Genomic DNA, 25,170 nt, shown 5'->3' on the forward strand with positions numbered 1-25,170 from the left:
ACATGATCCGCATCGCCGCCCTTGCCCTTTTGATGCTGACGACCATCCCCGCGATGGCCGGCCGCATCGAGGTGGCAGCGGGTGGCGATGCCTTGCAAAAGGCCATCGCCGGGGCCGCCCCCGGCGATGTGCTGGTGCTGGCCCCCGGCGATCACCAAGGTCCGGTGACGCTGGACCGCCCGCTGACCCTGACCGGCCAGCCCGGCGCGCGGATCGACGGGCAGGGGCGGGGCAGCGTCATCACCATCACCGGTGCCGATACGCAGGTGACGGGCCTGATCCTGATCGGTTCGGGCGACAACCATTCCGACATCGACAGCGGCGTGCGCATCCTGAAAGGCGGCGACCGCGCCGTGATCCGCGACAACCGGCTGGAGGGCAACCTTTACGGCATCGATGTGCATGGCGGCCATGATGTGCTGGTGGAACGCAACACCATCCTGGGCCGTCAGGATGCGCGGATGAACGACCGTGGCAATGGTGTCTATGTCTGGAACGCGCCCGGCCTGGTCGTGCAGGACAACGACATCCGCTGGGGCCGCGACGGGATCTTCACCAGCATCTCGCGCAAGGGGATTTTCCGGCGCAACCTGTTCCGCGACCTGCGCTTTGCCGTGCATTACATGTCGACCAACGACAGCGAGGTCAGCGGCAATATCTCGATCGGCAACCACCTGGGTTATGCGATCATGTATTCCGACCGGGTGAAGGTGCTGAACAACCTGTCGCTGAAGGATCGCAGCCACGGCGTCATGCTGAACTATGCCAATGGCGGCGATGTGATGGGCAATCTGGTGCGCGGCGGGGCCGAGAAATGCACCTTTATCTATAACGCCCACAAGAACCTGATCGCCGGCAACCGGTTCGAGGGCTGCGACATCGGCATCCATTTCACCGCCGGGTCCGAACGTAATGCGATCACCGGCAATGCCTTTGTCGGCAACCGCGAGCAGGTGAAATATGTCGGCTCGCGCGATCTGGAATGGAGCCTTGAAGGGCGCGGCAATTACTGGTCCGACCATCCCGCCTTTGATCTGAACGGAGACGGGATCGCCGACAGCCCGTTCCGCCCCAATGACCTGATGGACCACATCCTGTGGTCGCAACCCGCCGCCGCGCTGCTGACCGGCAGCCCCGCAGTGCAACTGATCCGCTGGTCGCAATCCAGCTTTCCCGCCACCCTGCCGGGCGGCGTGGTCGACAGCTTTCCCCTGGTCGTGGCGCCGCAGATCGCCGTGCCAGACGACATCGCCGCGCGCGAGGCCGCGGCCAATCCACCTTGGCTTTCGGAAGATTATGATGACGCCGCGATTGACCCTTTGTCAGCTCACTAAGCGGTTCGGCGCGATGACGGCGCTGGATCAGGTTTCCTTTCAGGTCGGGGCCGGGCAGCGGGTCGCGCTGCTGGGCCACAACGGCGCGGGCAAATCGACGCTGATGAAAATCGTGCTGGGCCTGATCCCGTTCGATGGTGGCGAGGTCGCGGTGGCGGGGGCCGCGCCGGGCAGTGCGACGGCGCGGCGCGTTACCGCCTATCTGCCTGAAAACGCAGCCTTTCATCCGGCGCTGACCGGGCGGCAGATGGTCGCGCATTATCTGCGGTTGCGCGGCCAGCACGCGCGGCTGGCGGGCGATCTGCTGGATCGGGTGGGCCTGTCCCATGCCGCCGACCGCCGGATCGGCACCTATTCCAAGGGGATGCGGCAGCGTGTGGGCCTTGCGCAGGCGCTGATCGGCCAGCCCGACCTGATGATCCTGGATGAGCCGACCTCGGGCCTCGACCCGGTATCGCGGCGCGATTTCTATGCGCTGCTGGATGATCTGGCCGCGCAGGGGACCGCGATCCTTCTGTCCAGTCACGCCCTGACCGAGGTCGAGGCGCGCACCGACCAGATCCTGATCCTGTCGCGCGGCGTGCTGGTGGCCCAGGGCACGATGGCCGATCTGCGCCGCCGCGCCGGTCTGCCGGTCACCATCGCCGTGACGCCCGCGCCGGGGGCCGATCTGGCCGCCCGCCTGCCGCAGGCGCGGGTCGAACGCGACCATCTGCTGCTGTCGGTGCCGCTGGATCGAAAGATGGCGGTGCTGGCCGAACTGGCGGCGTTGGGTGGGCTGATCGCCGATATCGACATCCAGCCCCCCAGCCTTGAGGACATCTACAGCCGGTTCAGCGCCCAGGCCGCATCCCCTGCGGCGGAGGTCGCATGATGGGACGCATCCTTGCCATCGCCGGGTCCGAGTTCCGCATCGCCCTGCGCAACCGCTGGGTGACGATTGCCGCCGGGCTGATGATGATCTTTGCCCTGGTGCTGACCGCCGCAGGGTCGGCCCCGACCGGCGCCCTGGGGGCCGACCGGCTGTCGGTCGTGGTCGCCAGCCTGACCAGCCTGGCCGTCTATCTGGTGCCGCTGATCGCGCTGCTTCTGTCCTTCGACGCCATCGCCGGTGAGGTCGAGCGCGGCACTCTGGCGCTGCTGCTGACCTATCCCGTCACGCGGGCCGAGGTTCTGGCGGGCAAGATGGTCGCGCATCTGGCGGTGCTGGTGCTGGCCTTGCTGGCGGGCTACGGGCTGGCGGCCGTGGTCGCCATCGGCGCCGACAGCAACGCGGCGGCGGGTCTGCCCGCGCTGTGGCGGCTGATCTGGACCTCGACCCTGCTGGGCGCGACCTTCCTGGGCGCGGGCTATGCACTGTCGGCCTTGGCCGGGCGGCCCTCGGGTGCGGCGGGGCTGGCGATCGGGTTGTGGGTCGTGGCGGTGGTGCTGTATGATCTGGCCCTGTTGGCGGCGGTGGTCGCGGATAACGGCGGGGCGCTGACCACGGATTATCTGCCCGCCGCGCTGCTGGCCAATCCGGCCGATGCGTTCCGGCTGTTCAATCTGGCTGCCTCGGATGCGACGGCGGCGGCGGCGGGACTGGGTGGGGCCGCGCGGTCGATCCCGCCAGCCGCGGCGCTGAGTTCCTTGATCTTGTGGCCGGTGGCTGGCTTTGCCGCCGCCTGGCTGGCCTTTCGACGGGTGACACCATGATGCGTTGGCTGCTGATCCTGCCCTTGGCCCTGATGACCGCCGCCTGCCGGGATGAGGCGCAGGCGCTGCCCGATCCGGTGCAGATGACGGCGCAGGCGGTTGGCCATTACTGCCAGATGAACTTGCTGGAACATCCCGGTCCCAAGGCGCAGGTGCATCTGGAGGACAACCCCAACCCGTTGTTCTTCAGCCAGGTGCGCGATGCGATTGCCTATGCGCGGATGCCCGAACAGGCCGCGCCGATCACCGTGATCTATGCCAGCGACATGGCCCGCGCGCCCGATTGGGATCATCCGGGCGACAGCAACTGGATGCCCGCCACCGCCGCCCATTACGTCATCGGATCGCGCCGCGACGGCGGCATGGGTGCCCCCGAGACGGTGCCGTTTTCCGATGCCGCCGCCGCGCAGGCCTTTGCCGCCGAATGGGGCGGGCAGGTGGTTGCCTATGACGCCATTCGCAGCGAAGACGTGCTGAGTGCCGGCGCGCCCGCACCCGATGCCGCGACCGATGCCGCCGATCAGGATGATTACGCCAGCCGCCTGCGCGCCCTGGCCCCCCAGAGGGAGACTAATCCATGAACCGCCGACGCTTTCTGACCGTGACCGCGGGCCTTGGCCTGCTGCCCGCGCTGCGCGGGGCATGGGCCGCGCCGCCCGCCACGACCGTCTGGCGCGGAACCGCCTTGGGTTCGGGCGCGGTGATCGCCATGGTCCACCCCGAGGCCGAACGGATGATCGCCATCGCCCGCGCCGAGATCGACCGGCTTGAGGGGATCTTCAGCCTGTATCGCGCCGACAGCGCATTGGCACGGCTGAACCGCGATGGTCGCCTGGACGCCCCGCCCTTCGAGCTGCTGGAGTGCCTGGGCCTGTGCGGCGCGGTGCATCAGGCCAGCGGAGGGAGGTTCGATCCGACCGTCCAGCCCTTGTGGGCCGCCCATGCCGAGGCTTGGGCCAAGGGTGCGCCGCCCGATCCGGCGGTGCTTGCCGCCGCGCGCGCGCTGACCGGCTGGCGCGATGTCGCGGTGTCTGAATCCGCGGTGGTGCTGGCCCGGCCCGGCATGGCGCTGACCCTGAACGGCGTGGCGCAGGGGGTGATCGCCGATCGCGTGGCCGACCGGCTGCGCGCGGAAGGTCTGGCCGATGTGCTGGTCGATACGGGCGAGATCCGCGCCCTTGGTGGTGAGCGTGGCACCGATGGCTGGCCGGTCACGCTGTCCGGCGGGCCCCGGCTGATCCTGTCGGATCGGGCGCTTGCGACTTCGGCCCCCTTGGGCACGGCTTTTGATCCGGCCGGGCAGGTGGGGCATATCCTGAACCCGGCCAGCGGCCTGCCCGCCGGTCCGGTCTGGCGCGCCGTGTCGATCAGCGCGCCGCGCGCCGGTCTGGCCGACGCGCTGTCCACGGCGGCCTGCCTGATCGGCGATCAGGACGGCATTGCCCAGATGGCCGCGCATTTTCCCGATGTGCGGGTCGAGATGGCGGACCCAGTGGCCGCCTAGCGGCGCCGGATCGTGTCGCCGCGCCGCAGCACCGGGTCCAGCGCGATCACCTGCTGGCCCGGCAGCCGCCCCGCCACGATCTGCGCGGCGGTGCGGCCGATGTCGGCCTGCCGTGCGACGGTCGTGGCCAGCATCCGCGGCAACCCCTCCAGCAGGTCGACACCGTTGAAGCCGGCCATGCCCAGATCGCCGGGCAGGTCGATACCGCGATCCAGCGCATAAAGCATCCCGCCCGCGCCGATCATGTCGTTGGAATAATAGATGAAATCCAGATCGGGGCGACGGGCCAGCACCGCCTCGGTCATCTCGCGGCCCTTTTTCAGCGATGAGCCGCCGGAATAGAACTCGCGCTCGGCGAGGGTCAGGCCGGCCTCGGCCAGGGCCTGCTCGAACCCCTCCATCCGTTTGCGGGCGCGGTGATCGTCGGGCATCTTGCTGCCCAGGAAGGCGATCTTGCGATACCCCGCCGCCAGGATTTCCGCCGCCATCTCGCGCCCGGCACGATGGTGGGAAATGCCCACGACGCTGTCGATGCCGGTGCCGTCGATATCCATGATCTCGACAATCGGAATGTCGGCATTGCGCAGCATCGCCAAAGCCGCAGGCGTATGTTCCAGCCCCGCCAGGATCACCCCCGAGGGCCGCCAAGACAGCATCTCATACAGAACCTTTTCCTCGGTCTCGGCGGAGTAGTTGGTTACGCCGACCACCGGTTGCAGGCCGGTATCCTCAAGCTCGGCGGAAATCCCGGTCAGAACATCGGGATAGACCAGGTTCGACAGCGACGGGATGATGACCGCGACCAGCTTGACCCGCTGGCTGGCCAAGGCACCGGCGATGTTGTTGGGGACATAGCCCAGATCCTTGGCGGCCTTCAGCACCCGTTCGCGGGTGGCATCCGACACGTCGCCGCGATTGCGCAGCACCCGGCTGACGGTCATTTCCGACACGCCCGAGGCTTCGGATACGTCGCGCAGCGTCAAGGTGCGGCGTCGCCGGTTGGATGTCGTCAAGGTCACGTCCCCCGCTATCGTTATGTTTAACGATTGCGCTAAAACATGCGGCGTTGCAAGCGGGGTGGGCTGCGTGCGGCCTTGCTTTTCGGCGCGCAGCGCCGCATGACGGGTGCGGCGGCCCCGTAGCTCAACGGATAGAGCGATCCCCTCCTAAGGGATAGGTTGCAGGTTCAAGTCCTGCCGGGGTCACCAGACCCCGGCAGTTTTGCATCTGCGCCTCAGCCCCGCGGGCCCTGTTCGATGTGGCGCGCGGCCTCATCTGCCGCGGTCTGGGCGGCGTCGGCGGCCTTGCGCGACTTTTCGGCGGCATCGGCAACGGCGGCTTCGGCCTCGGATGCGGCGGTGGCGGCGGCAAGGGCTGCGGCCTCCAGCTCACCATCGCTGACGCCTGCGGCCTCACCCGCCTCGCGCGCGCCGGGCAGCAGTTCATCTGCCAGTTGCGCGGTGGAACTGGGGGCGGCTTCGGGTTCTTCCTCGTCCTCCTCCTCAAGCTCGGGCGGGGCCTCGCCAGCCAGGAAGTTGCCGAACTTTTCAAGGCCGGGGATATGTTCGGCCAGCACCCGCAGCACGACCAGCACCGGCACCGCGACGATCATGCCCAGCACCGACCAGAGCCAGGCCCACAAAGCCACGGTGATGAACACGACGACCGTGTTCAACTGCAACCGGCGCGACACGAAATAGGGCGTGACGAACTGCCCCTCGATCGAGGTCAGCGCCAGGAAGGTCAGGCCGACCATCGCCGCCTCCCACACGCCGTCGAACACCACCAGTGCGACCAGGGCCGAGACGATCGTGCCGATGATCGAGCCGATATAGGGGATGTAGTTCAGCAAGAACCCGGCCAGGCCGAACAGCAGCGGGCTGGGCATCCCCCAGGCCCACATCGCCAGACCAATCGCCACGCCAAGGCCCGCGTTGATGATCGTGATCGCACCAAGATAGGCGCCCAGGCTCGATTCAATCTCGCGCAGTGCCATATAGGCGGCGCGTTTGTCGCGCAGCGTGTCGAAACTTTGCACGATCTTCAGATAGAGCAGATCACCCGAGGCCAGCAGGAAGAACAGCAGGATCAGGGTGAACAGCACCTGCCCTGCCACGGAGGGGCCAAGCGACAGCACGTTCATCACCGTCGAACCCTGGTTCGGGGTGGTCGTGACCTCGACCGTGATGCCGGCGTCGGTGGCCGGCTGGCCGGGGGGCGGATTGACGGTCAGCGTCCCGGTCGCGGTCGAGGTCGTCGTGCCGGGCGCGGCCAGCAGGTCGGGCGTGTCAGGGCGGACACCGGCGGCGCCATCCAGTTCGGCGGGCGCGGCACCATCCGCCGGGGCGGCGCTGCCGCCCGACAGTTCGTCCAGCCGCTGCGCCGCCGCCTCCAGCGGCCGGAAAGAGCTGCGCAGATCGTCCAGACGCTGTTCGATCTGCTGGCTGATCTGCGGCGCGTCCTTGATCAATTGCCCGGCAGGGCCGGAAATCAGATAGCCCAGCACCGCCAGCGTCAGCACGATGCCGACCGTCACGATCCCGGCCGTCGCGCCCGACCCGACCCCGCGCCGTTCCATGAAGCGGCGGAAGGGCATGAAGACGAAGAACAACAGCATCGCCAGCGTCAGCGGCATCAGAAATTCGCGCGCGTCGGCGATGAAATAGAACAGCATCATCAGGAAGATGCCGATGATGGCCCATCCCGGCACAAGCCGCTTTTCAGTGCTGGCCGAAACCGGAAACATCTTGAAGTGATCGTGATCGGCCATGCTGTCCCCCCGCGCGCGCCGCGCCTGCACCTTGCTGACAACCGGCGCGCGGGTGCGGGGTTCCGCGCGGTTCAAAAAATACCCCCGCCGGGATGCGGCGGGGGTCATCCTGTTTGCCATGGTGGTGGGGGGCGGCTCAGATCGGGCGATCTTCGCCCTTCACCACAACGCGTGAGGGCAGGCCCATCTGCCCCAGCAGTTCCAGGAAGGGGCGCGGCGGCAGGTCTTCGACGTTCACCATCTTCTTGACGTCCCAATCGCCGCGCGCGATCAGCACGGCGGCGGCGACCGGCGGCACCCCGGCGGTATAGCTGATGCCCTGCGATCCGACCTCGTTGAAGGCTTCCTTGTGGTCGGCGACGTTATAGATCAGCACCTCGGCGGGCTGGCCGTCTTTCGTGCCCTTCACAAAGTCACCGATGCAGGTCTTGCCCGTGTAGTCCGGCGCCAGGCTGGCCGGGTCGGGCAGCACGGCTTTCACAACCTTCAGCGGGATCACCTCTTGCCCCTCGGCGGTCTTGACCGGCTGTTCGGACAACAGCCCAAGGTTTTTCAGCACGGTGAACACGTTGATATAGTGATCGCCAAAGCCCATCCAGAACCGCACATCGGCCTGCGGATAGCGGGCGGACAGGCTGTGAACCTCATCGTGGCCGGTCAGATAGGCCTTTTGTTCGCCCACCACCGGCAGATCCCAGACCTTGCCGACCTCGAACATCTTGTTCGACTGCCAGGCGCCGTTCTGCCAGGAGTAGACGGTACCCGTAAACTCGCGGAAGTTGATCTCCGGGTCGAAATTGGTGGCGAACCAGCGGCCATGGGATCCGGCGTTGATGTCCACGATGTCGATGCTGTCGATCGTATCCAGGAACTCGTCCTCGGCCAGGCGGGCATAGGCGTTCACCACGCCCGGATCGAAGCCCACGCCCAGGATCGCCGTCACGCCGTTTTTTTCGCAGGCAGACCGGCGCTTCCATTCGTAATTGCCATACCAGGGCGGGCTTTCGCAGATCTTTTCCGGGTCTTCGTGGATCGCGGTGTCCATATAGGCAGCGCCGGTTTCGATGCAGGCATCCAGAACCGTCATGTTCACGAAGGCCGAACCGACGTTGATGACAATGCGGGCGTCCAGTGCCCGGATCAGATCGGCCACCTTGCCGCTGTTCATCGCGTCGATCTTGTGCGCGGTAAAGGGCACGTGATGACCCTTGTCGCGGATCGAGGCTAGGATCGCTTCGGCCTTGGCCTTGGTGCGGCTGGCGATGTGCAGATCGCCGAACTCGGCGGACCATTGCGCGCATTTATGGGCGGTGACCTGCGCCACGCCACCGGCACCGATGATCAGGACATTGGGCTTTTTCAACTCGGGGGCCTCCTTTCAGGCGGGATGGTTACGACAGGGATGCCTTGTAATCGTCGTAACCGAAGCTGCGGACCGGACGGATCGTTCCGTCGGTGTCGCGGATGGCGATGCCGGGCATGGCGACGCCATTGAACCAGTTCTTCTTGACCATCGTGTAGCCGGCGGCGTCAGCGATGCTGATCCGGTCACCGATGGCCAGCGGCGCGGGAAAGCGCGCCTCGCCGAAGATGTCGCCCGCCAGGCAGGTCTTGCCCGCGATCTGATAGGCGTGGTCGCCTGATTGCGGCAGCTTGGCGGTTTCGCGATAGATCAGCAGATCTAGCATATGCGCTTCGATCGAGCTGTCGACGATGGCGATGTTCTTGCCGTTGTCCAGAAGGTCCAGCACGCTGACCTCCAGCGTGGTGGATTGGGTGATGCTGGCCTCGCCCGGTTCAAGGTAAACCTGCACGCCCATGCGGTCGGCAAAGGCCTTCAGCCGGTCGGCCAGCTTGTCGACGGGGTAGCCCTCGCCGGTGAAATGGATGCCGCCGCCAAGGCTGACCCAATCCAACCTTTTAAGAATGCTGGCGAAATCGGCCTCGATGCGGGCCAGTTGGTCGCTGAACAGGTCGAAATCGCGGTTTTCGCAATTGTAATGGATCATCACGCCGCTGATCCGGTCCATCGCCTGTTCCAGCCGCGACATGTCCCATTCGCCAAGGCGACTGAACGGCCGCGCCGGGTCGGCCAGGTCAAAACCGCTGGTCGAAAAGCGCGGGTTCAGGCGCAGGCCACGGGTGATGCCCTGCGATTGCGCGGTGAAACGGTCAAGCTGGCCGAGGCTGTTGAAGATGATCTTGTCGGCATAGCTGCACGCCTCGTCAATCTCGTGGTCGGCCCAACCCACGGAATAGGCATGAGTTTCGCCGCCGAACTCCTCATGCCCCAGGCGCAGTTCATACAGGCTGGATGACGTGGTGCCGTCCATATAGGGCCGCATCAGCGGAAACGCCGCCCAGGTGGCAAAGCACTTCAGCGCCAGCAGCGCCTTGGCCCCGGATGCCTCGCGCAGGCGGGCGACGGTTTCCATATTGCGGGTCAGGCGGGCCGCGTCGATCAGATAGAATGGCGTCTGCATGGCGGCCCCCCCGGTCAGAAATGAACGCTGGATATAAAGCCCGGCCCCCCCTTTCGCAAGGATCGGTGACGGCGGCATGACAGCGCGCTGGACGCCGGACGGCCTGCGGCTTATGCCCGAAGCCATGACCCAGCCCCCTGATTTCAGCTTCGAGATGGCCGCGATGCAGCGCGGCGCCCTGCGCATCGCCGGTGTGGATGAGGTCGGGCGCGGCCCCCTCTGCGGGCCGGTCACGGCGGCGGCGGTGGTGCTGGACCCCGGCCGCATTCCCCCCGGCCTGAACGATTCCAAGAAGCTGACGGCAGCGCGGCGGCTGGCGCTGGAGGCCGCCATCAAGGACAGCGCCGAATGGTGCGTCGCCCATGCGAGTGTCGAGGAGATCGACGCGCTGAACATCTATCACGCCGCGCATCTGGCGATGTGCCGGGCACTGGCCGGGCTGGCGCGGCCCGCCGATTTCGCGCTGATCGACGGCAACCGCCTGCCGCGCGATCTGGCCTGCGGGGCCGAGGCGGTGGTCAAGGGCGATGCACGCAGCCTGTCGATCGCGGCGGCCTCGATCCTGGCCAAGGTGGCGCGCGACCGCATCATGGTGGATTTGGCGCAACAGCACCCCGGCTATGGCTGGGAACGGAACGCCGGATACCCCACGCCCGCCCATCTGGCCGCGCTGTCGCGTCTAGGGGTGACCCCACACCATAGGCGTTCGTTCAAACCCGTCCACAATATCTTGTGCCAAGCAATTTCTTCAACCCTTTGATTCAAAAAAGAAATTGACGGCGAATCGGGTCTGACTCATCTTTGGGGCATAACCACGGCACCCAAACCGCCGGGATCAGAGGCAGATATGGCACGAAAAGACACGGGCACGCCGGCGGCGTTGCCACGCAATCAGATACTGGCTGGCGACTGTATCGAGGTGATGAACAGCCTGCCCGAGGGCAGTGTTGACCTGATCTTTGCCGACCCGCCCTATAACCTGCAACTGCGCGGCGATCTGCACCGGCCCGACAATTCCAAGGTCGATGCGGTGGACGATCACTGGGACCAGTTCGACAATTTCGCCGCCTATGACCGGTTCACCCGCGACTGGCTGGCCGCCGCGCGCCGGCTGCTGAAACCGAACGGCGCGATCTGGGTGATCGGCAGCTATCACAACGTGTTCCGCATGGGCGCGGAATTGCAGAACCAGGGGTTCTGGATTCTGAATGACGTGGTGTGGCGCAAGTCGAACCCGATGCCGAACTTTCGCGGCAAGCGGCTGACCAATGCGCATGAGACGCTGATCTGGGCCAGCAAGTCTGAGGCCGCGAAATATACCTTCAACTATGAGGCGCTGAAGGCGCTGAACGAAGGCGTTCAGATGCGGTCGGACTGGGTGATCCCGATCTGCACCGGGCACGAGCGGCTGAAGGACGAGGCGGGCGACAAGGCCCACCCCACCCAAAAGCCCGAGGCGCTGCTGCACCGCGTCATCGTCGGCACCACCAATCCGGGCGACGTGATCCTTGATCCGTTCTTCGGCACTGGCACCACCGGCGCGGTGGCACGGATGCTGGGGCGCGACTTCATCGGGATCGAGCGCGAGGAAGCCTATCGCACCGCCGCCGAACGTCGCTTGGCGCGCGTGCGCCCGTTCGACAAATCGGCGCTGGAAACGACCACCAGCAAGCGCGCCGAACCGCGCGTGCCCTTCGGCACGCTGGTCGAACGCGGGATGCTGCGGCCCGGCGAGACGCTCTATTCCGTCGGCTCGCGTCATGCCGCGCGGGTGCGGGCGGATGGCACGCTGATCGCCGATGCGATGAAGGGCTCGATCCATCAGGTCGGCGCGCAGCTTGAGGGGGCGCCGTCCTGCAACGGCTGGACCTATTGGCATTACAAGCGCGAGGGGAAGATGATCCCCATCGACCTGCTGCGCCAGCAGATCCGTGCCGAGATGGAACACTGACATCATGAACCGCCGTGTGCTGGCGGGCGCAGCCGCGCCCCGGCACCGACTTGCCCCGCCGTGCGATCCGCCCGGCGGGGTTCTTTCGTCTTGACGCCCGCTGGCCCGGCGCGCAGCCTGCCGCGATGGATTGGGCGGATGAGGGCACGGTGATCGCGCGAAGGCCGCATGGCGAGACCGCCATGCTGGTCGAGGTGATGACCCGCGCGCATGGCCGCCATGCCGGTGTCGTGCCGGGCGGGCAGTCGTCGAAACGCGCGGCGATGCTGCAACCGGGCAGTCGGCTGGCGCTGCGGTGGCGGGCGCGGCTGTCGGATCATCTGGGCCAGTTCACCGCCGAACCGGTGCGGTCGCGCGCGCATCTGCTTGGCGATCCGCTGGCTTTGGCGGGGCTGAACGCCGTCTGTGCGCTGCTGTCGTACTTTCTGGCCGAACGCGACCCCCATCCCGGCCTGCATGACGCGACCGAGGCGCTGCTGGACGGCAATGACTGGGGCGCGGCTTATGTCGGCTGGGAATGCGATCTGCTGGCCGAACTGGGCTATGGGCTGGATCTGTCGGCCTGCGCGGTGACGGGCGCGCGCGACGGGCTGGTGTTTGTCAGCCCGCGCAGCGGTCGCGCGGTCAGCCGGGCCGGGGCGGGCGATTGGGCCGACCGGTTGCTGCCGCTGCCGCCGGGCCTGTCGGACGGGCGGCTGGATGCGTCCGACCTGCCGGCGGCGCTGTCGCTGACCGGGCATTTCCTGACCCGTGCTGCCAGCGATCTGGGCGACAGGCCGCTGCCTGCCGCGCGCGGGCGGCTGGTCGACCGGCTTAGCCGTCGCGGGTGAAATCCATCTGCACGCCGTTCGGCCCGGCCAGCGTCATGCCGCGCCCGGTATAGGCGATCTGGTTCGCGGTGCGCAGGGCGGCGTGGAAATCGGCCTCGGCGGTGTTGGCGGCGTCATCGGTGCAGGCGACCATCGTGGAATAGACGTCCTCGGCGCGGAAGGCGGGCTGCACCGCCGTCTGCCGCCCGCCCCATTGGTTGCAGGGACCATCCCCGGTCAGCGTGCCATCGGTGCCAAAGCTGATCGTGGCGCGCTGGTCAAAGCGGCGACCGTTCAACCGGATCAGCCGCCACGGCCCGGCAAAGGGCGTGGTCTCGCCGGTCGGTTGGGAGGTCGGTTGGGCGGGCAGGCAGGCGGCCAGGGCCAGCGTGGCGGGCAGGGTCAGCAAGATGCGGCGGTGCATGGGGCCTCGCGGGTCGGTTGAACCGGGCCAGTATGACGCAGGTGTCGCGCGGCATGTCACACCTTTGCGTGACGTCACGGGGTGGTGAGGCTTACGCCGGATCGCGCGCGAACCGCAGCGTGGTGCCATCGGGCGCGGTCAGGGTCAGGCCCTGCGTGTCGGGCATCGCCACATTGGCCGCCGTCAGCGCCGCGACAAAGGCCGCCTCATCGCCCGACCACAGACAGGCGCGCCGCGTCAGGCCGATCGGCTCAAGCGACAGCGCGGGCAGGACGGAGGTCTGGCGGGTGAAGAAGGCGTTGCAGGGCGCCTCGCCGGTGATGCGGCCATCCGCCTCCCACAACAGGGTCGCGCCGCCGGCCAGCGGCTTGTTGTTCAGCGTCACCAGTCGATAGCTGCCGGTGGCATCGGTCGAGGGCGTGGCCTGCTCGGCCGGCTGCGGCTGGCAGGCGGCCAGGGCAAAGGCCAGGCAGGCGATCACGGGGCGGCGGGCATTCGTCATGGCGCGGATCTTGGTCAGCCAAATCTCACGCGCAACGCACGAGGGCGTGAAAAGGTTCCCGCCCGCCGTGATCGCCCGTTACTCGAGCAGGCGGCGGGCGATTACCTGGGCTTGAATCTCGGCCGCGCCCTCGAAGATGTTCAGGATGCGCGCGTCGCACAGGATGCGCGAGATCTGGTATTCCAGTGCAAAGCCGTTGCCGCCGTGGATTTGCAGCGCATTGTCCGCCGCCGCCCAGGCCACCCGCGCGCCCAGAAGTTTCGCCATCCCGGCCTCAAGATCGCAGCGTTTGTCATGGTCTTTTTGCCAGGCGCTGAAATAGGTCAACTGCCGGGCGATCATGATTTCCACCGCCATCATCGCCAGCTTGTCGGCCACGCGCGGAAAGGCGATCAGCGGCTTGCCGAACTGCTTGCGATCCTCGGCATAGCGCATCCCGACCTCAAGCGCGGATTGCGCGACACCGATGGCGCGGGCGGCGGTCTGGATGCGGGCGGATTCAAAGGTCTGCATTAGCTGCTTGAAACCCTGACCCGGCACCCCGCCCAGCAGGTTCGCGCCCGCGACCTTGAAGCCGTCAAAGCCAAGCTCGTATTCCTTCATCCCGCGATAACCCAGCACCTCGATCTCGCCGCCGGTCATGCCGGGGGTGGGGAAGGGGGCCTCGTCGGTGCCGGGGGTCTTTTCGGCCAGAAACATCGACAGGCCGCGATAATCGGTCGTCGCCGGATCGGTGCGCGCCAGCAGGGTCATCACATGGGTCCGCGCGGCATGGGTGATCCAGGTCTTGTTGCCCGTCACCTCCCAGTCGTCGCCGACGCGGGTGGCGCGGGTGCGCAGCGACCCCAGGTCGGACCCGGTGTTGGGTTCGGTAAAGACCGCGGTAGGCAGCACCTCGCCCGAGGCGAGCTTGGGCAGCCACTGCGCCTTTTGATCCTCGGTGCCGCCGCACAGGATCAGTTCGGCGGCGATTTCGCTGCGGGTGCCCAGGCTGCCGACGCCGATATAGCCGCGCGACAGTTCCTCGGACACCACGACCATGCTGGCCTTGGACAGGCCAAGGCCGCCATATTCCTCGGGGATGGTCAGGCCGAACACGCCCAGTTCGGCCAGTTCGTGAATGACCTCCATCGGGATCAGCTCGTCCTTCAGGTGCCAGTCATGCGCGTTCGGCACGACGCGGTCATCGGCGTAACGGCGGAACTGGTCGCGGATCATCTCCAGATCCTCGTCCAGGCCGCTGGCGCCAAAGGTCGCGCGGCCCGCGTTGTCGCGCATCAGCGCGACCAGGGCCTTGCGCGCCGCCGGGGTGTTGCCCTTGGCGATCAGCGTGGCGGCGGCGGTGCCGGGGGTCCAGGTCAGGCCCAGGTCGGACAGGCGCGCCATTTCACCCTGGCTCATCGGGATGCCGCCCGCGACCTGCGCCAGATATTCACCCGCACCGATTTGCAGGATCAACTGTTCCATCGCGCCAAAGGGTTCGACCCGCGCCGCCCAGCCGTGCATCTGCCGCAGCGCCTGGCCATAGGTGGCCAGCCACGACAGCGCATGGGCGGCGTGCTGTTCATCCTCAAGTGCGGCGGCCGCAACCTTGCCATCGACGCGCACCCGGTCCGACAGCGCGGCGGTGGCCTGCGCCACCAGCGTTTCCACCTCGGTCGCGGCGGCATCGGTCAGGGTCAGAAGATCGGCCAGAATCGGGCTGGTGGACATGGGCAAGGCTCCTGCAAAGTGGCACGACCGGATTAGGGGCTTTGCAGGTGCAGCGCAATCATCTTTCGCACATGCAGCGCCAGACGCATGAATGTGTCGCAACGAAAATCGACAGGGCGCGGGTTGCGGTGGCGCGCAAAAGCCCGATGATCGCCCCGATGAAGGAGAAGCCGATGACCACCGATCCCGTTACCCTGACTGCCGATCTGATCCGCTGCCCGTCCGTCACCCCCGATGAGGGCGGCGCGCTGATCCTGCTTGAGGGGCTGCTGACCGGCGCCGGTTTCACCTGCACCCGCGTCGATCGCAACGGCACGCCGAACCTGTTTGCCCGCTGGGGCGCAAAGGGGGCAGTGCGGACATTCGGCTTCAACGGCCATACCGATGTGGTGCCGATCGGCAATCCCGCCGACTGGACCCGCGACCCCTTTGGCGGCCAGATCGAGGGCGGCATCCTGTGGGGGCGCGGCGCGACCGACATGAAATCGGGCGTGGCGGCCTTTGCGGCGGCGGCGGTGGATTTCGTCACCGCGACGCCGCCCGATGGCGCGGTGATCCTGGCCATCACCGGCGATGAGGAAGGCCCCGGCCGCGACGGCACCATCGCGCTTCTGGACTGGATGGGCCAGCAGGGCGAGCGGATGGATGTCTGCCTGGTGGGCGAGCCGACCTCGACCGAGGTGCTGGGCGACATGATGAAAATCGGCCGCCGTGGCAGCCTGACGTTCAATATCACCGCGACCGGGGTTCAGGGCCATGCCGCCTATCCGCATCGCGCGAAAAACCCGCTGCACGCGCTGACCGCGCTGCTGGCGCAGATGACGGCCGCGCCGCTGGATCAGGGGACGGATCATTTCGATCCCTCGACCTTGCAGATCACCACCATCGATTGCGGCAACCCGGCCAATAACGTGATCCCGGCGCGGGCGACGGCGACGGTGAACGTTCGCTTCAACGATGCCCACAGCGCGGGCAGCCTGCGCGACTGGGCCGAAGGGCTGGCGGCGCAGGTCACGGCGACGACCGGCGTGGGGCTGGACATTCGCACGGATGTGTCGGGCGACAGCTTCGTGACCCCGCCCGGCGCACTGGTCGATCTGGTCGCGGGGGTGGTGCGCGATCTGACCGGGCAGGCGCCGGTTCTGTCGACCTCGGGCGGGACGTCGGATGCGCGCTTCGTCAAAGACCACTGTCCGGTGGTCGAGTTCGGCCTGGTCGGCAAGACCATGCATCAGGTGGATGAGCAGGTGCCGGTGGATCAGATCACCGCGCTGACGGCGGTCTATCATCAGATCCTGCGGCGGTATTTCAACGGCGGGGCCGCCTAGCGGCCCGTCACCACGCTGTCGATATCGGCGCGGCACAGGCCGATGTCCTCAAGATCGCGCTCTGACAGGCGGTTCAGCGCGCGGCGGGTTTCGCGGGCGGCGGCCCAGGCTTGCCAACGCGCGGCCAGGCGTTCGGTGGCTGTGGTCATGATCGTGTTCCTTTCCTCCGACCCCGGATTGGGTCGCTGCATCAACTATGCTGCACCGCAGCATCGGACAAGGCGCGGCGGCGCAACGTCGCCATGCTTTCCGCGCATGGCGGGCGCGCCCCATTTCCCCCGAAATTGCCGTGGCTCAAGTCGCGCTTGGCGATGTTCCCTTTTCGTGCTATCGCCGGGAAAACAACGGGCAAAGGGGCAGCGGATGCGGGTGATCGGGATTGATCCGGGGTTGCGCAATCTGGGCTGGGGGGTGATCGACGTCGACGGCCCGCGCCTGCGCCATGTCGCCAACGGCATCCTGCATTCCGAAGGCGATGACCTGCCGCGCCGGCTGTCGGGGCTGTTCGACCAGTTGACGGCGGTGATCGCGGCACATCGGCCGACCACGGCGGCGGTCGAGCAGACCTTTGTCAACAAGGACGCGGTGGCCACGCTGAAACTGGGACAGGCGCGCGGGATCGCCCTGTTGGTGCCGGCCCAGGCGGGGCTGGAGGTCGGCGAATACGCCCCCAATGCGGTGAAAAAGGCGGTCGTCGGCGTGGGTCATGCTGACAAGGGGCAGATACAGCATATGGTGCGGTTCCAACTGCCGGGGGTCGAGCTGGCCGGGCCGGATGCCGCGGATGCCCTGGCGGTGGCGATCTGCCACGCGCATCATTGCCAGGGCCGGGGTCGGCTGGCGGCGGCGATGCGGGGTGTGGCATGATCGGGCGGCTGGCGGGCGTGATCCTGCATCGCGCCATGGATCATGTGATGATCGACGTGCGCGGGGTGGGCTATATCGTCCATGTCTCGACCCGCACCGCTAGCCTTTTGCCGCCGGTGGGGCAGGCGGTGGCGCTGTATACCGACCTTCTGGTGCGCGAGGACTTGCTGCAATTGTTCGGCTTCCCCACGCTTTACGAAAAGGAATGGCACCGGCTGCTGACGGGCGTGCAGGGCGTGGGGGCCAAGGCCAGCCTGTCGATCCTGGGCACTTTGGGGCCGGACGGTCTGTCGCGCGCGCTTGCGCTTGGCGACTGGTCGGCGCTGCGGCGCGCGCCGGGTGTCGGCCCCAAACTGGCGCAGCGCGTGGTGATGGAGCTGAAGGACAAGGCCCCGTCGGTCATGGCTTTGGGCGGCGATCTGTCGGTCGACCCTGCGGTTGATGAGGCGGGCGACGCGGCAGTGATCGAGGACGCGCCCCCCGCCCGCCGCCGCACCTCAGCCGCCGCGCCCGACCCGCAGGCTGCCGCCACCGCCGAGGCGATGTCGGCACTGGCCAATCTGGGCTATGCCCCGTCCGAGGCCGCCAGTGCGGTCGCCGCCGCCGCAGGCGATGGCGTCAGCGGCACCGCGCAACTGATCCGCGCCGCGCTGCGCCGCCTGGCCCCGCAGGATTAGGCAGGCGGAACCGCAACGGCGACCCGGCGCTTGTTCCCGTGGCGGCCCGCGACCGCCCCGATGACAGGAGATGACGATGGGAAATGCGCGCACCTTTGTGCTGATGGCGGCGATCACCGCGATCTTTCTGGGCCTTGGCTATGCCCTGGGCGGATCGGGCGGCATGGTCATCGCCCTGGTTCTGGCGGGCGGGATGAACCTGTTTTCCTGGTGGAACAGCGACAAGATGGTGCTGCGGATGCACAACGCCCGCCCCGTCACGCGCGAGGTTGCCCCGGACCTGTTCGACGCCGTGGGCCGCTTGGCCAGCCGCGCGGGCCTGCCGATGCCCGCCGTCTATATCATCGACACCGATCAGCCCAACGCCTTTGCCACCGGCCGCAACCCGCAGAATGCCGCCGTGGCGGTCACGGCGGGTCTCTTGCGCAACCTGTCGCGCGATGAGGTCGAGGGCGTGATCGCGCATGAGCTGGCCCATATCGAAAACCGCGACACGCTGATCATGACCGTGACCGCGACGCTGGCCGGTGCGATCGGCATGGTGTCGCAATTCGGCCTGCTGATGGGCGGGTCGCGCAATGGCGAACGCGGTGTCAATCCGATCGTCGGGCTGGCGCTGATGATCCTGGCGCCCTTGGCGGCGGGTCTGGTGCAGATGGCGATCTCGCGCACGCGGGAATACAAGGCCGATGCGCGCGCCGCCGCGATCACCGGGCAGCCGATGGCGCTTGCCGGGGCGCTGCGCCGGATCGAGGCGATGGCGCAGGGCATCGACAACCCGTCGGCGGAACGCAATCCAGCCTCGGCGCATATGTTCATCATCAACCCGCTGCATGTCTTTGGCCACGACAAGCTGTTTTCCACGCATCCCAGCACCGCCAACCGCATCGCGGCGCTGGAACAGATCGCCCGGTCCGTGCGATAGGGGGCAGATGGAACCCGATCCCACCCTGCGCGCCTCACCCCTGCCCGAGGACAGCACCGACAGCGACCGCGCGTTGCGGCCGCAATCGCTATCCGATTTCGTCGGCCAGGCCGAGGCCCGCGCCAATCTGCGCGTCTTCATCGAAAGCGCCCGGATGCGCGGGCAGGCGATGGACCACACGCTGTTTCACGGTCCGCCCGGCCTGGGCAAGACCACGCTGGCGCAGATCATGGCCCGCGAACTGGGGGTCAATTTCAAGATGACCTCGGGTCCGGTGCTGGCTCGGGCGGGCGATCTGGCCGCGATCCTGACCAATCTTGAGGCGCGCGACGTCCTGTTCATCGACGAGATCCACCGCATGAACCCGGCGGTGGAAGAAGTGCTGTATCCGGCGATGGAGGATTTCGAGCTGGACCTGCTGATCGGCGAGGGGCCGGCGGCGCGCACCGTCAGGATCGAGTTGCAGCCCTTTACGCTGGTCGGCGCGACCACGCGCCTTGGGCTGCTGACCACGCCCTTGCGCGACCGTTTCGGCATCCCCACCCGGCTGGAGTTCTATTCCGAGGCCGAGCTGGACCTGATCGTGGCGCGCGGCGCGCGGCTGATGGGCATTCCCGCCGATCCCGACGGCACGCGCGAGATTGCGCGGCGCGCGCGTGGCACGCCGCGCATCGCGGGTCGGCTGCTGCGCCGGGTGATCGACTTTGCCTTGGTCGAGGGCGACGGGCGGCTGAGCCGCGATCTGGCCGATGCCGCGCTGACCCGGCTGGGGGTCGACGATCTGGGGCTGGACGGCGCCGACCGGCGCTATCTCACGCTGATCGCGCAGCATTATGGCGGCGGCCCGGTGGGCGTGGAAACCCTGTCGGCGGCGCTGTCGGAAAGCCGCGATGCGATCGAGGAAGTGATCGAACCTTATCTGTTGCAGCAGGGGCTGATCGCGCGCACGCCGCGCGGGCGGATGCTGGCGGCGCGGGCCTGGCGGCATCTGGGGATCGATGCGCCGCGTGGCCCCGATCAGGGGGTTTTGTTTGAATGACGGCACAAGTTGCGGGGGCGGATGCCGCCGGCGGGGACATTTTCGCCAAGAAGAAAGAGGCGGTGTTGCGCGCCTTTGGCGGGGCCGGGGCCTATCGCTTTGCCCGCTGGCGGCGGCCCATCGTGCCGGTGGTCTTTGGTGTCGATGACGCCACGCTGGCCGCCGTCAAGGGCGGGATCGAGGCGGTGGTGGCCCTGGCCGGGCACAAGATGGCCGAAACCGACGCCGAGATGGGCGCCAATCTGTTCGTGTTCTTCCTGCGCGACTGGCCGGATCTGGCGGGGGCTGCCGAGCTTGAGGGGCTGGTCGGCCCGGTCGCGCCTTTGGCCGCGCGGCTGGCGGCCGCCGATGCCCGCCGCCATGTGCTGCACCGGCTGGAGGAAGATGGCGCGATCCGCGCCGCCGTGGTGCTGGAACGTGTCGCGGGCGGCGAGGATGCGGGCGCGCTGTCGCTGGCGCTTGCCGCGCGGGCGCTGCTGAGTTGGGGACCGGATGCGCCCGCGCCGGTGGTTGCCGGGCAGCTGAGCGATGAGGCGGCGGCGCTGATCCGCGCCGCCTATGACCCGGTGCTGCCCGCCGCCAGCATGGATGCCAGCCACGCGATGCGGCTGGCCGCAAGGATGATGACATGACCCACCACAGCCTGCCCGTTCGCGTCTATTACGAGGACACCGATGTCGGTGGCGTCGTCTATTACGCCAATTACCTGCGTTTCATCGAACGCGGCCGGTCGGACTGGCTGCGCGATCTGGGCGTCGATCAGACCGCAATGAAGCGCGACGGCGTGGTGTTCGTCGTGCGCCATCTGACCGCAGACTATCTGCGATCCGCGCATTTCGAGGACATGCTGTGCGTCGACACCGATCTGGTCGAGATCGGCGGCGCCAAGCTGATCTTCGATCAGCGGGTGCTGCGCGGCGATGATCTGCTGTTCACTGCCCGCGTCGTGGTCGTCTGCGTGGGGTTGGCGACCGGGGCGGCGGTGCGCATTCCGCCCGCCGTGCGCGACGTTCTGCCCGTGCCGTGACTGGCTGTTGACGCAGATGTGTTGGCCTGGCCCCTGATCTTGGCCGGGTCTTTTGTTATGACCCGGCCAGAAACCGGCCTGAAAGTGAGCTTTCCATGAACCCCCAAGATCTTGCCACGGCGGCGCAAAGCATCGACTTTTCCCTGTTCGCGCTGTTTGCGCGGGCCTCGCTGGTGGTCAAGCTGGTGATGATCGTGCTGATGCTGGCCTCGTTCTGGTCCTGGGCGATCATCGTGCAGAAGTTCCTGACCTTTGCCTGGGCGCGGCGCGAGGCGGCCCAGTTCGACCGCGCCTTCTGGTCGGGCGAACCGCTGGATGAGCTTTACGACAAGACCGGCGCCGACCCGAAGGGCGCGGCGGAAGGCGTGTTTGCCGCCGGGATGCTGGAATGGCGGCGCAGCCACAAGGATGATGGCGCGCTGATCCCCGGCACTGCCGCGCGGGTCGACCGGTCGATGGATGTGGCGATCGGCAAGCGCGCCGAAAAGTTGCAGGCGGGGCTTCCGATCCTGGCCTCGATCGGGGCAACGGCGCCGTTCATCGGGCTGTTCGGCACGGTCTGGGGGATCAAGACCTCGTTCGAGGAGATCGCGATTTCGCAGAACACCTCGCTGGCCGTGGTCGCCCCGGGCATTGCCGAGGCGCTTGTGGCGACCGCGCTTGGCCTGTTCGCGGCGATCCCGGCGGTGATTTTCTACAACAAGCTGTCGGCGGACAGCGACCGCATCATCGGCGGCTATGAAAGTTTCGCGGATGAGTTTTCCACCATCCTGTCGCGCCAGTTGGACGAGGCCTGATCCATGGCCGCGTCGGTGGTGAAGCCAAAGGAACGGCAAAGCGGTCGGCGGCGGTCGCGGCGCGGGCGGATGTCGCCCATGGCCGAGATCAACGTGACGCCCTTTGTCGACGTGATGCTGGTGTTGCTGATCATCTTCATGGTCGCCGCGCCGCTTTTGACCGTGGGTGTGCCGCTGGAACTGCCCAAGACCGCCGCGCAGGCCGTGCCGACCGAGGCAGAGGAGCCGCTGGCGATCTCGCTGACGGCAGATGGGCAGATCGCGCTGATGACGACGCCGGTGGCCGAGGATCAGCTGATCGACCGGCTGCGCGCGATTGCCGGTGAACGCGCCAGCGACCGCATCTATCTGCGCGCCGACGGGGCGATTTCCTATGCCCGCGTGGTGCAGGTGATGGGGGCGCTGAATGCGGCGGGCTTTGCCAATATCACGCTGGTCACGGAAACTGGCGGCCCGGCGATGACGGGCGGCATGTGACATGGCGTGGGATCGGGCCGAACGCATCGGGGCCTGGGTATCGGGCCTGGGGCATGGCGCGCTGATCGTCTGGGTGGCGGTCGGCGGCGCGCTGTTTCGCGCCCATCCCCGCGATGCGGTGCGGATGACCGATGTCAGCATCATCTCGGACGCCGAGTTCGCGCAACTGGCGGCGGCGGCGCAGGCGGCCGGCGATGCTGCGGGCACCGCGCCCGCGCCTGCGGCGGCCCCCGATCAGGCCGCGCAGCCGGTCGCGCCCGAAGCTGACGCGGCCACCCCGCCCGCCCCGGCCACGCCCGAGCCTGCCCCCGTGCCCGAACCCGCGCCCGAGGCGCTGCCGGAACCCGCGCCGCAGTCGGGCCAACTGCCTGATCTGACCGACCTGGCCCCGGCGCCGCGCGCCGATGTGCAGGATCAGGCCCCGGCCGTGGTGCCGCCGCCCCCGGCCGAGCCTGCGCCCCTGCCTGCGCCGCGCCCGCAAAGCCGCCCCGTGCAGCGCATCGCCCCCGAGGCCGCGCCCGCCCCCGAACCCGATGCGCAACTGGCCGAGGTGGTGAACCCGCCGACCCGGCCCACGCCCGCGCCGGATCCCGAACCCGCGCCCGACAGCCTGTCGCCCGCTGCGCCTCCGGAATCGATCCGCGAGGAGACGCCCGAAACCGCCGAGACCCCTGCCTCGCCAGTGGTGGATCCGTTGACCACGGCAGCGGCGCCGACCTCGCCCCGGCCGCGCGCGCGTCCGGCCGGTCTGGCCGAGGCGGCGCGGGCTGCGGCTGTTGCCGCCGAGGAACGCCGCGCCGAGGCCCGCGCTGCGGCGGAACGGGCGGCCGAGGAGCAGGCGGCGGCGGAACGCGCTGCCGCCGAACGCGCCGCCGAAGAAAAAGCCGCCGCCGAACGCCGCGCCGAAGCACAGGCTGCCGAAGAACGCGCCGCCGAGGAACGCCGGGCCGAAGAACGCCGGGCCGAAGAACAGGCCGCCGAACAGCGCCGTGCCGAGGCGCGTGAGGCCGAAGCGGCCCGTCAACGCGCCGATCAGCAGGCCGCAGACCGCGCCGCGCTGGAGGCCGCCCTGGCCGAGGCGCAGTCCGAGCCGCAAGCCGCCCCCGCGCCGCAATCGGGTGCCGCGACCGGTGGCGGCGGGTCCGCCCCCGCCGGGCCGCCGCTGACGGCGGGCGAAAAGGACAGCTTCATCGTCGCCGTCCGGCAATGCTGGAACGTCGTCGCGCTGTCGCCCGAGGCGATGGGGACCACCGTCACCGTCGCCTTCGAGGCCAGCCCCGATGGCCGTCCGATCGCCCAGTCGATCCGCATGGCGGGTTTCGACGGCGGCTCCGAGGCGGCGGCGCGCCAGGCCTATGAGGCCGGGCGCCGCGCCATCGTGCGCTGTGGCGCCAGCGGTTTCCCGCTGCCCGCCGACAAATACGACCACTGGAAGCAGATCGAAATCGTCTTCAATCCCGAAAAGATGAGGATGAAGTGATGCGCTTTCCCCCGCCAACTTGCTAATGTCCGACGCAACACGAAGGTTTCCCCGATGCGCTGCGCCTTTCCCCTGATTCTGTCTGCCCTCATGGCCCTGCCGATGGCCGCCCCCGCGCAACAGGCCCCCGGCCCGTTGCGCATCGAGATCACCGATGGTGTGATCGAACCAATGCCCTTTGCCCTGCCGGTGTTCTTCGGCCAGGGCGAGATGGCGGCGAAGATTTCCAAGGTCGTGTCAGACGACCTGACCGGCACCGGCCTGTTCCGCGAAATCGACCGCAGCGCCTATGTCGCCGCCCCCGCCAGTTTCGAGGCCCCGGTGGTCTATGAGGACTGGAAGGCGATCAACGCCCAGGCGCTGATCACCGGCGAGGTGGTGGAAAGCGGCGGCACGGTCGACGTCAGGTTTCGCCTGTTCGACGTGTATTCCGGGCAGCCGATGGGCGACGGGCTGCAATTCACCGCAGGGTCGGGCGACTGGCGGCGGCTGGGCCACAAGGTCGCCGATGCGGTCTATGGCCGGATCACCGGCGAAGGCCCCTATTTCGACAGCCGCGTGGTGTTCGTCGGCGAAAGCGGCCCCAAGAATGCCCGCCAAAAGCGGATCGGCGTGATGGATTACGACGGCGCGAACATCCGCTGGCTGACCGATTCCGCCGCCCTGGTGCTGAACCCGCGATTCTCGCCCGATGGCAACCGGATCGCCTTCACCTCGTATGAAAGCGGGGTGCCGCAGATCAAGGTGCTCGATGTCGGCGCGGTCAGTTCCGCCCCAGTGACGACGCGCGCAGGCACCATGGCCTTTTCGCCGCGGTTTTCGCCCAATGGCCGCCAGCTTGCCTTCTCGCGCGAGGAGAACGGCAATACCGACATTTTCGTGGCCGATATCGCGGGCGGGGGTGAGCGGCAGTTGACCAATGCTCCCTCGATCGAGACCTCGCCCAGCTTTTCGCCCGATGGCAGCCGGATCGTGTTCGAATCCGACCGGTCAGGCACGCAGCAGCTTTATGTGATGTCGGCCAACGGTGGCGAGCCGACCCGCATCAGCTTTGGCGACGGGCGCTATGGCAGCCCGGCCTGGTCGCCCAAGGGCGATCTGATCGCCTTTACCAAACAGACGGGCGGCCAGTTCCATATCGGCGTGATGCGCGTCGATGGATCGGATGAGCGGGTGCTGACCTCCTCGTTCATGGATGAGGGGCCGACCTGGGCGCCCAATGGCCGGGTGGTGATGTTCACCCGCGTCACGCCGGGCGAAGCGGGGGTGCCGCGTCTGCATTCGGTTGACATTACCGGGCGGAACATGCGCCCTGTCACTTTGGACGGCCCGGCCTCGGACCCCGGCTGGTCGCCGCTGTTGCCGTAA

General features: G+C 67.7%; 27 protein-coding genes and 1 tRNA gene. 20 read left to right on the forward strand and 8 right to left on the reverse strand.

Annotated elements, in window-relative coordinates:
• Positions 1-2 precede the first annotated feature (2 nt).
• The 5 genes from ACEYYA_RS00510 to ACEYYA_RS00530 are packed head-to-tail and all read left to right on the forward strand — an operon-like array spanning position 3 to position 4,533.
• Complete coding sequence (locus ACEYYA_RS00510; RefSeq protein WP_374796476.1) at positions 3-1,334, forward strand: nitrous oxide reductase family maturation protein NosD; 1,332 nt, start codon at positions 3-5, stop codon at positions 1,332-1,334.
• Positions 1,300-2,208, forward strand: a complete 909-nt coding sequence (locus tag ACEYYA_RS00515; RefSeq protein ID WP_374796477.1) for an ABC transporter ATP-binding protein — start codon at positions 1,300-1,302, stop codon at positions 2,206-2,208. Before ACEYYA_RS00510 ends, ACEYYA_RS00515 begins: the two co-directional genes overlap by 35 nt.
• Positions 2,208-3,029, forward strand: a complete 822-nt coding sequence (locus tag ACEYYA_RS00520) for an ABC transporter permease (protein WP_374797384.1) — start codon at positions 2,208-2,210, stop codon at positions 3,027-3,029. Before ACEYYA_RS00515 ends, ACEYYA_RS00520 begins: the two co-directional genes overlap by 1 nt.
• A complete protein-coding gene (locus tag ACEYYA_RS00525) occupies positions 3,029-3,610 on the forward strand; it encodes a nitrous oxide reductase accessory protein NosL (protein WP_374797386.1) in 582 nt (193 codons plus the stop codon). Before ACEYYA_RS00520 ends, ACEYYA_RS00525 begins: the two co-directional genes overlap by 1 nt.
• On the forward strand, positions 3,607-4,533 hold the full coding sequence (locus tag ACEYYA_RS00530; protein ID WP_374796479.1) for an FAD:protein FMN transferase: 927 nt from the start codon (positions 3,607-3,609) through the stop codon (positions 4,531-4,533). The genes ACEYYA_RS00525 and ACEYYA_RS00530 overlap by 4 nt, the downstream gene beginning before the upstream one ends.
• Here the strand turns inward: ACEYYA_RS00530 and ACEYYA_RS00535 are convergent.
• The gene (locus tag ACEYYA_RS00535; protein WP_374796481.1) at positions 4,530-5,552 is read right to left on the reverse strand and encodes a LacI family DNA-binding transcriptional regulator; all 1,023 of its coding nucleotides are present in this window, start codon (positions 5,550-5,552) and stop codon (positions 4,530-4,532) included. The two genes, ACEYYA_RS00530 and ACEYYA_RS00535, sit on opposite strands and share 4 nt — an antisense overlap.
• A gap of 113 nt (positions 5,553-5,665) precedes the next feature.
• Between ACEYYA_RS00535 and ACEYYA_RS00540 the strand changes: the two genes are divergently transcribed.
• Positions 5,666-5,741: transfer RNA gene (locus ACEYYA_RS00540), tRNA-Arg, on the forward strand.
• A 26-nt stretch (positions 5,742-5,767) separates the two neighbouring features.
• Here ACEYYA_RS00540 and ACEYYA_RS00545 read toward each other — a convergent pair.
• The 3 genes from ACEYYA_RS00545 to ACEYYA_RS00555 form a co-directional block, all read right to left on the reverse strand.
• The gene (locus ACEYYA_RS00545; RefSeq protein WP_374796483.1) at positions 5,768-7,303 is read right to left on the reverse strand and encodes an AI-2E family transporter; all 1,536 of its coding nucleotides are present in this window, start codon (positions 7,301-7,303) and stop codon (positions 5,768-5,770) included.
• Positions 7,304-7,439: 136 nt separating this feature from the next.
• Complete coding sequence (locus ACEYYA_RS00550; RefSeq protein ID WP_374796485.1) at positions 7,440-8,666, reverse strand: saccharopine dehydrogenase family protein; 1,227 nt, start codon at positions 8,664-8,666, stop codon at positions 7,440-7,442.
• 28 nt (positions 8,667-8,694) lie between these two features.
• Entirely contained in the window at positions 8,695-9,786 is a 1,092-nt protein-coding gene (locus ACEYYA_RS00555; protein ID WP_374796487.1) for a carboxynorspermidine decarboxylase, read from the reverse strand.
• 124 nt (positions 9,787-9,910) lie between these two features.
• Between ACEYYA_RS00555 and ACEYYA_RS00560 the strand changes: the two genes are divergently transcribed.
• The 3 genes from ACEYYA_RS00560 (at position 9,911) to recO (ending at position 12,567) form a co-directional block, all read left to right on the forward strand.
• Positions 9,911-10,546, forward strand: coding sequence for a ribonuclease HII (locus ACEYYA_RS00560; RefSeq protein WP_374796489.1), 636 nt, complete (start codon positions 9,911-9,913; stop codon positions 10,544-10,546).
• A gap of 87 nt (positions 10,547-10,633) precedes the next feature.
• A complete protein-coding gene (locus tag ACEYYA_RS00565) occupies positions 10,634-11,737 on the forward strand; it encodes a site-specific DNA-methyltransferase (RefSeq protein WP_374796491.1) in 1,104 nt (367 codons plus the stop codon).
• A 125-nt stretch (positions 11,738-11,862) separates the two neighbouring features.
• Positions 11,863-12,567, forward strand: coding sequence for a DNA repair protein RecO (gene recO / locus ACEYYA_RS00570; RefSeq protein WP_374797388.1), 705 nt, complete (start codon positions 11,863-11,865; stop codon positions 12,565-12,567).
• Here the strand turns inward: recO and ACEYYA_RS00575 are convergent.
• The 3 genes from ACEYYA_RS00575 to ACEYYA_RS00585 form a co-directional block, all read right to left on the reverse strand.
• Positions 12,551-12,970: an META domain-containing protein gene (locus tag ACEYYA_RS00575; RefSeq protein ID WP_374796493.1), complete on the reverse strand. Its 420-nt coding sequence runs from the start codon at positions 12,968-12,970 to the stop codon at positions 12,551-12,553. The genes recO and ACEYYA_RS00575 overlap by 17 nt on opposite strands.
• A gap of 91 nt (positions 12,971-13,061) precedes the next feature.
• The gene (locus tag ACEYYA_RS00580; RefSeq protein ID WP_374796495.1) at positions 13,062-13,472 is read right to left on the reverse strand and encodes an META domain-containing protein; all 411 of its coding nucleotides are present in this window, start codon (positions 13,470-13,472) and stop codon (positions 13,062-13,064) included.
• Positions 13,473-13,550: 78 nt separating this feature from the next.
• Positions 13,551-15,185 (reverse strand): acyl-CoA dehydrogenase family protein, encoded by a 1,635-nt coding sequence (locus ACEYYA_RS00585; protein ID WP_374796497.1) that lies wholly within the window; start codon positions 15,183-15,185, stop codon positions 13,551-13,553.
• 173 nt (positions 15,186-15,358) lie between these two features.
• On the opposite strand from ACEYYA_RS00585, the gene dapE reads away from it, so the two are divergent.
• Positions 15,359-16,513 (forward strand): succinyl-diaminopimelate desuccinylase, encoded by a 1,155-nt coding sequence (gene dapE / locus ACEYYA_RS00590; RefSeq protein ID WP_374796499.1) that lies wholly within the window; start codon positions 15,359-15,361, stop codon positions 16,511-16,513.
• Here dapE and ACEYYA_RS00595 read toward each other — a convergent pair.
• Complete coding sequence (locus ACEYYA_RS00595) at positions 16,510-16,662, reverse strand: DUF1127 domain-containing protein (protein WP_374796501.1); 153 nt, start codon at positions 16,660-16,662, stop codon at positions 16,510-16,512. The genes dapE and ACEYYA_RS00595 overlap by 4 nt on opposite strands.
• A gap of 214 nt (positions 16,663-16,876) precedes the next feature.
• On the opposite strand from ACEYYA_RS00595, the gene ruvC reads away from it, so the two are divergent.
• From ruvC to tolB, 10 genes are all read left to right on the forward strand, one after another.
• Complete coding sequence (gene ruvC / locus ACEYYA_RS00600) at positions 16,877-17,380, forward strand: crossover junction endodeoxyribonuclease RuvC (RefSeq protein WP_374796503.1); 504 nt, start codon at positions 16,877-16,879, stop codon at positions 17,378-17,380.
• The gene (gene ruvA, locus ACEYYA_RS00605; RefSeq protein ID WP_374796505.1) at positions 17,377-18,057 is read left to right on the forward strand and encodes a Holliday junction branch migration protein RuvA; all 681 of its coding nucleotides are present in this window, start codon (positions 17,377-17,379) and stop codon (positions 18,055-18,057) included. Before ruvC ends, ruvA begins: the two co-directional genes overlap by 4 nt.
• Positions 18,058-18,133: 76 nt before the next feature.
• Positions 18,134-18,982 (forward strand): zinc metalloprotease HtpX, encoded by an 849-nt coding sequence (htpX, locus tag ACEYYA_RS00610; protein ID WP_374796507.1) that lies wholly within the window; start codon positions 18,134-18,136, stop codon positions 18,980-18,982.
• A gap of 7 nt (positions 18,983-18,989) precedes the next feature.
• Positions 18,990-20,021, forward strand: a complete 1,032-nt coding sequence (ruvB, locus tag ACEYYA_RS00615) for a Holliday junction branch migration DNA helicase RuvB (RefSeq protein ID WP_374796509.1) — start codon at positions 18,990-18,992, stop codon at positions 20,019-20,021.
• Positions 20,018-20,653: a hypothetical protein gene (locus ACEYYA_RS00620; RefSeq protein ID WP_374796511.1), complete on the forward strand. Its 636-nt coding sequence runs from the start codon at positions 20,018-20,020 to the stop codon at positions 20,651-20,653. Before ruvB ends, ACEYYA_RS00620 begins: the two co-directional genes overlap by 4 nt.
• Positions 20,650-21,048, forward strand: a complete 399-nt coding sequence (gene ybgC / locus ACEYYA_RS00625) for a tol-pal system-associated acyl-CoA thioesterase (RefSeq protein ID WP_374796513.1) — start codon at positions 20,650-20,652, stop codon at positions 21,046-21,048. Before ACEYYA_RS00620 ends, ybgC begins: the two co-directional genes overlap by 4 nt.
• A gap of 95 nt (positions 21,049-21,143) precedes the next feature.
• The gene (gene tolQ, locus ACEYYA_RS00630; RefSeq protein ID WP_374796515.1) at positions 21,144-21,845 is read left to right on the forward strand and encodes a protein TolQ; all 702 of its coding nucleotides are present in this window, start codon (positions 21,144-21,146) and stop codon (positions 21,843-21,845) included.
• Between the two features lie 3 nt (positions 21,846-21,848).
• Entirely contained in the window at positions 21,849-22,322 is a 474-nt protein-coding gene (gene tolR, locus ACEYYA_RS00635) for a protein TolR (RefSeq protein WP_374796517.1), read from the forward strand.
• A 1-nt stretch (position 22,323) separates the two neighbouring features.
• The gene (locus ACEYYA_RS00640; RefSeq protein ID WP_374796519.1) at positions 22,324-23,802 is read left to right on the forward strand and encodes a protein TolA; all 1,479 of its coding nucleotides are present in this window, start codon (positions 22,324-22,326) and stop codon (positions 23,800-23,802) included.
• A gap of 54 nt (positions 23,803-23,856) precedes the next feature.
• Positions 23,857-25,170 (forward strand): Tol-Pal system beta propeller repeat protein TolB, encoded by a 1,314-nt coding sequence (tolB, locus tag ACEYYA_RS00645; protein ID WP_374796521.1) that lies wholly within the window; start codon positions 23,857-23,859, stop codon positions 25,168-25,170.

Source organism: Paracoccus zhouxuedongae (genome assembly GCF_041927815.1).
GTDB lineage: Bacteria > Pseudomonadota > Alphaproteobacteria > Rhodobacterales > Rhodobacteraceae > Paracoccus.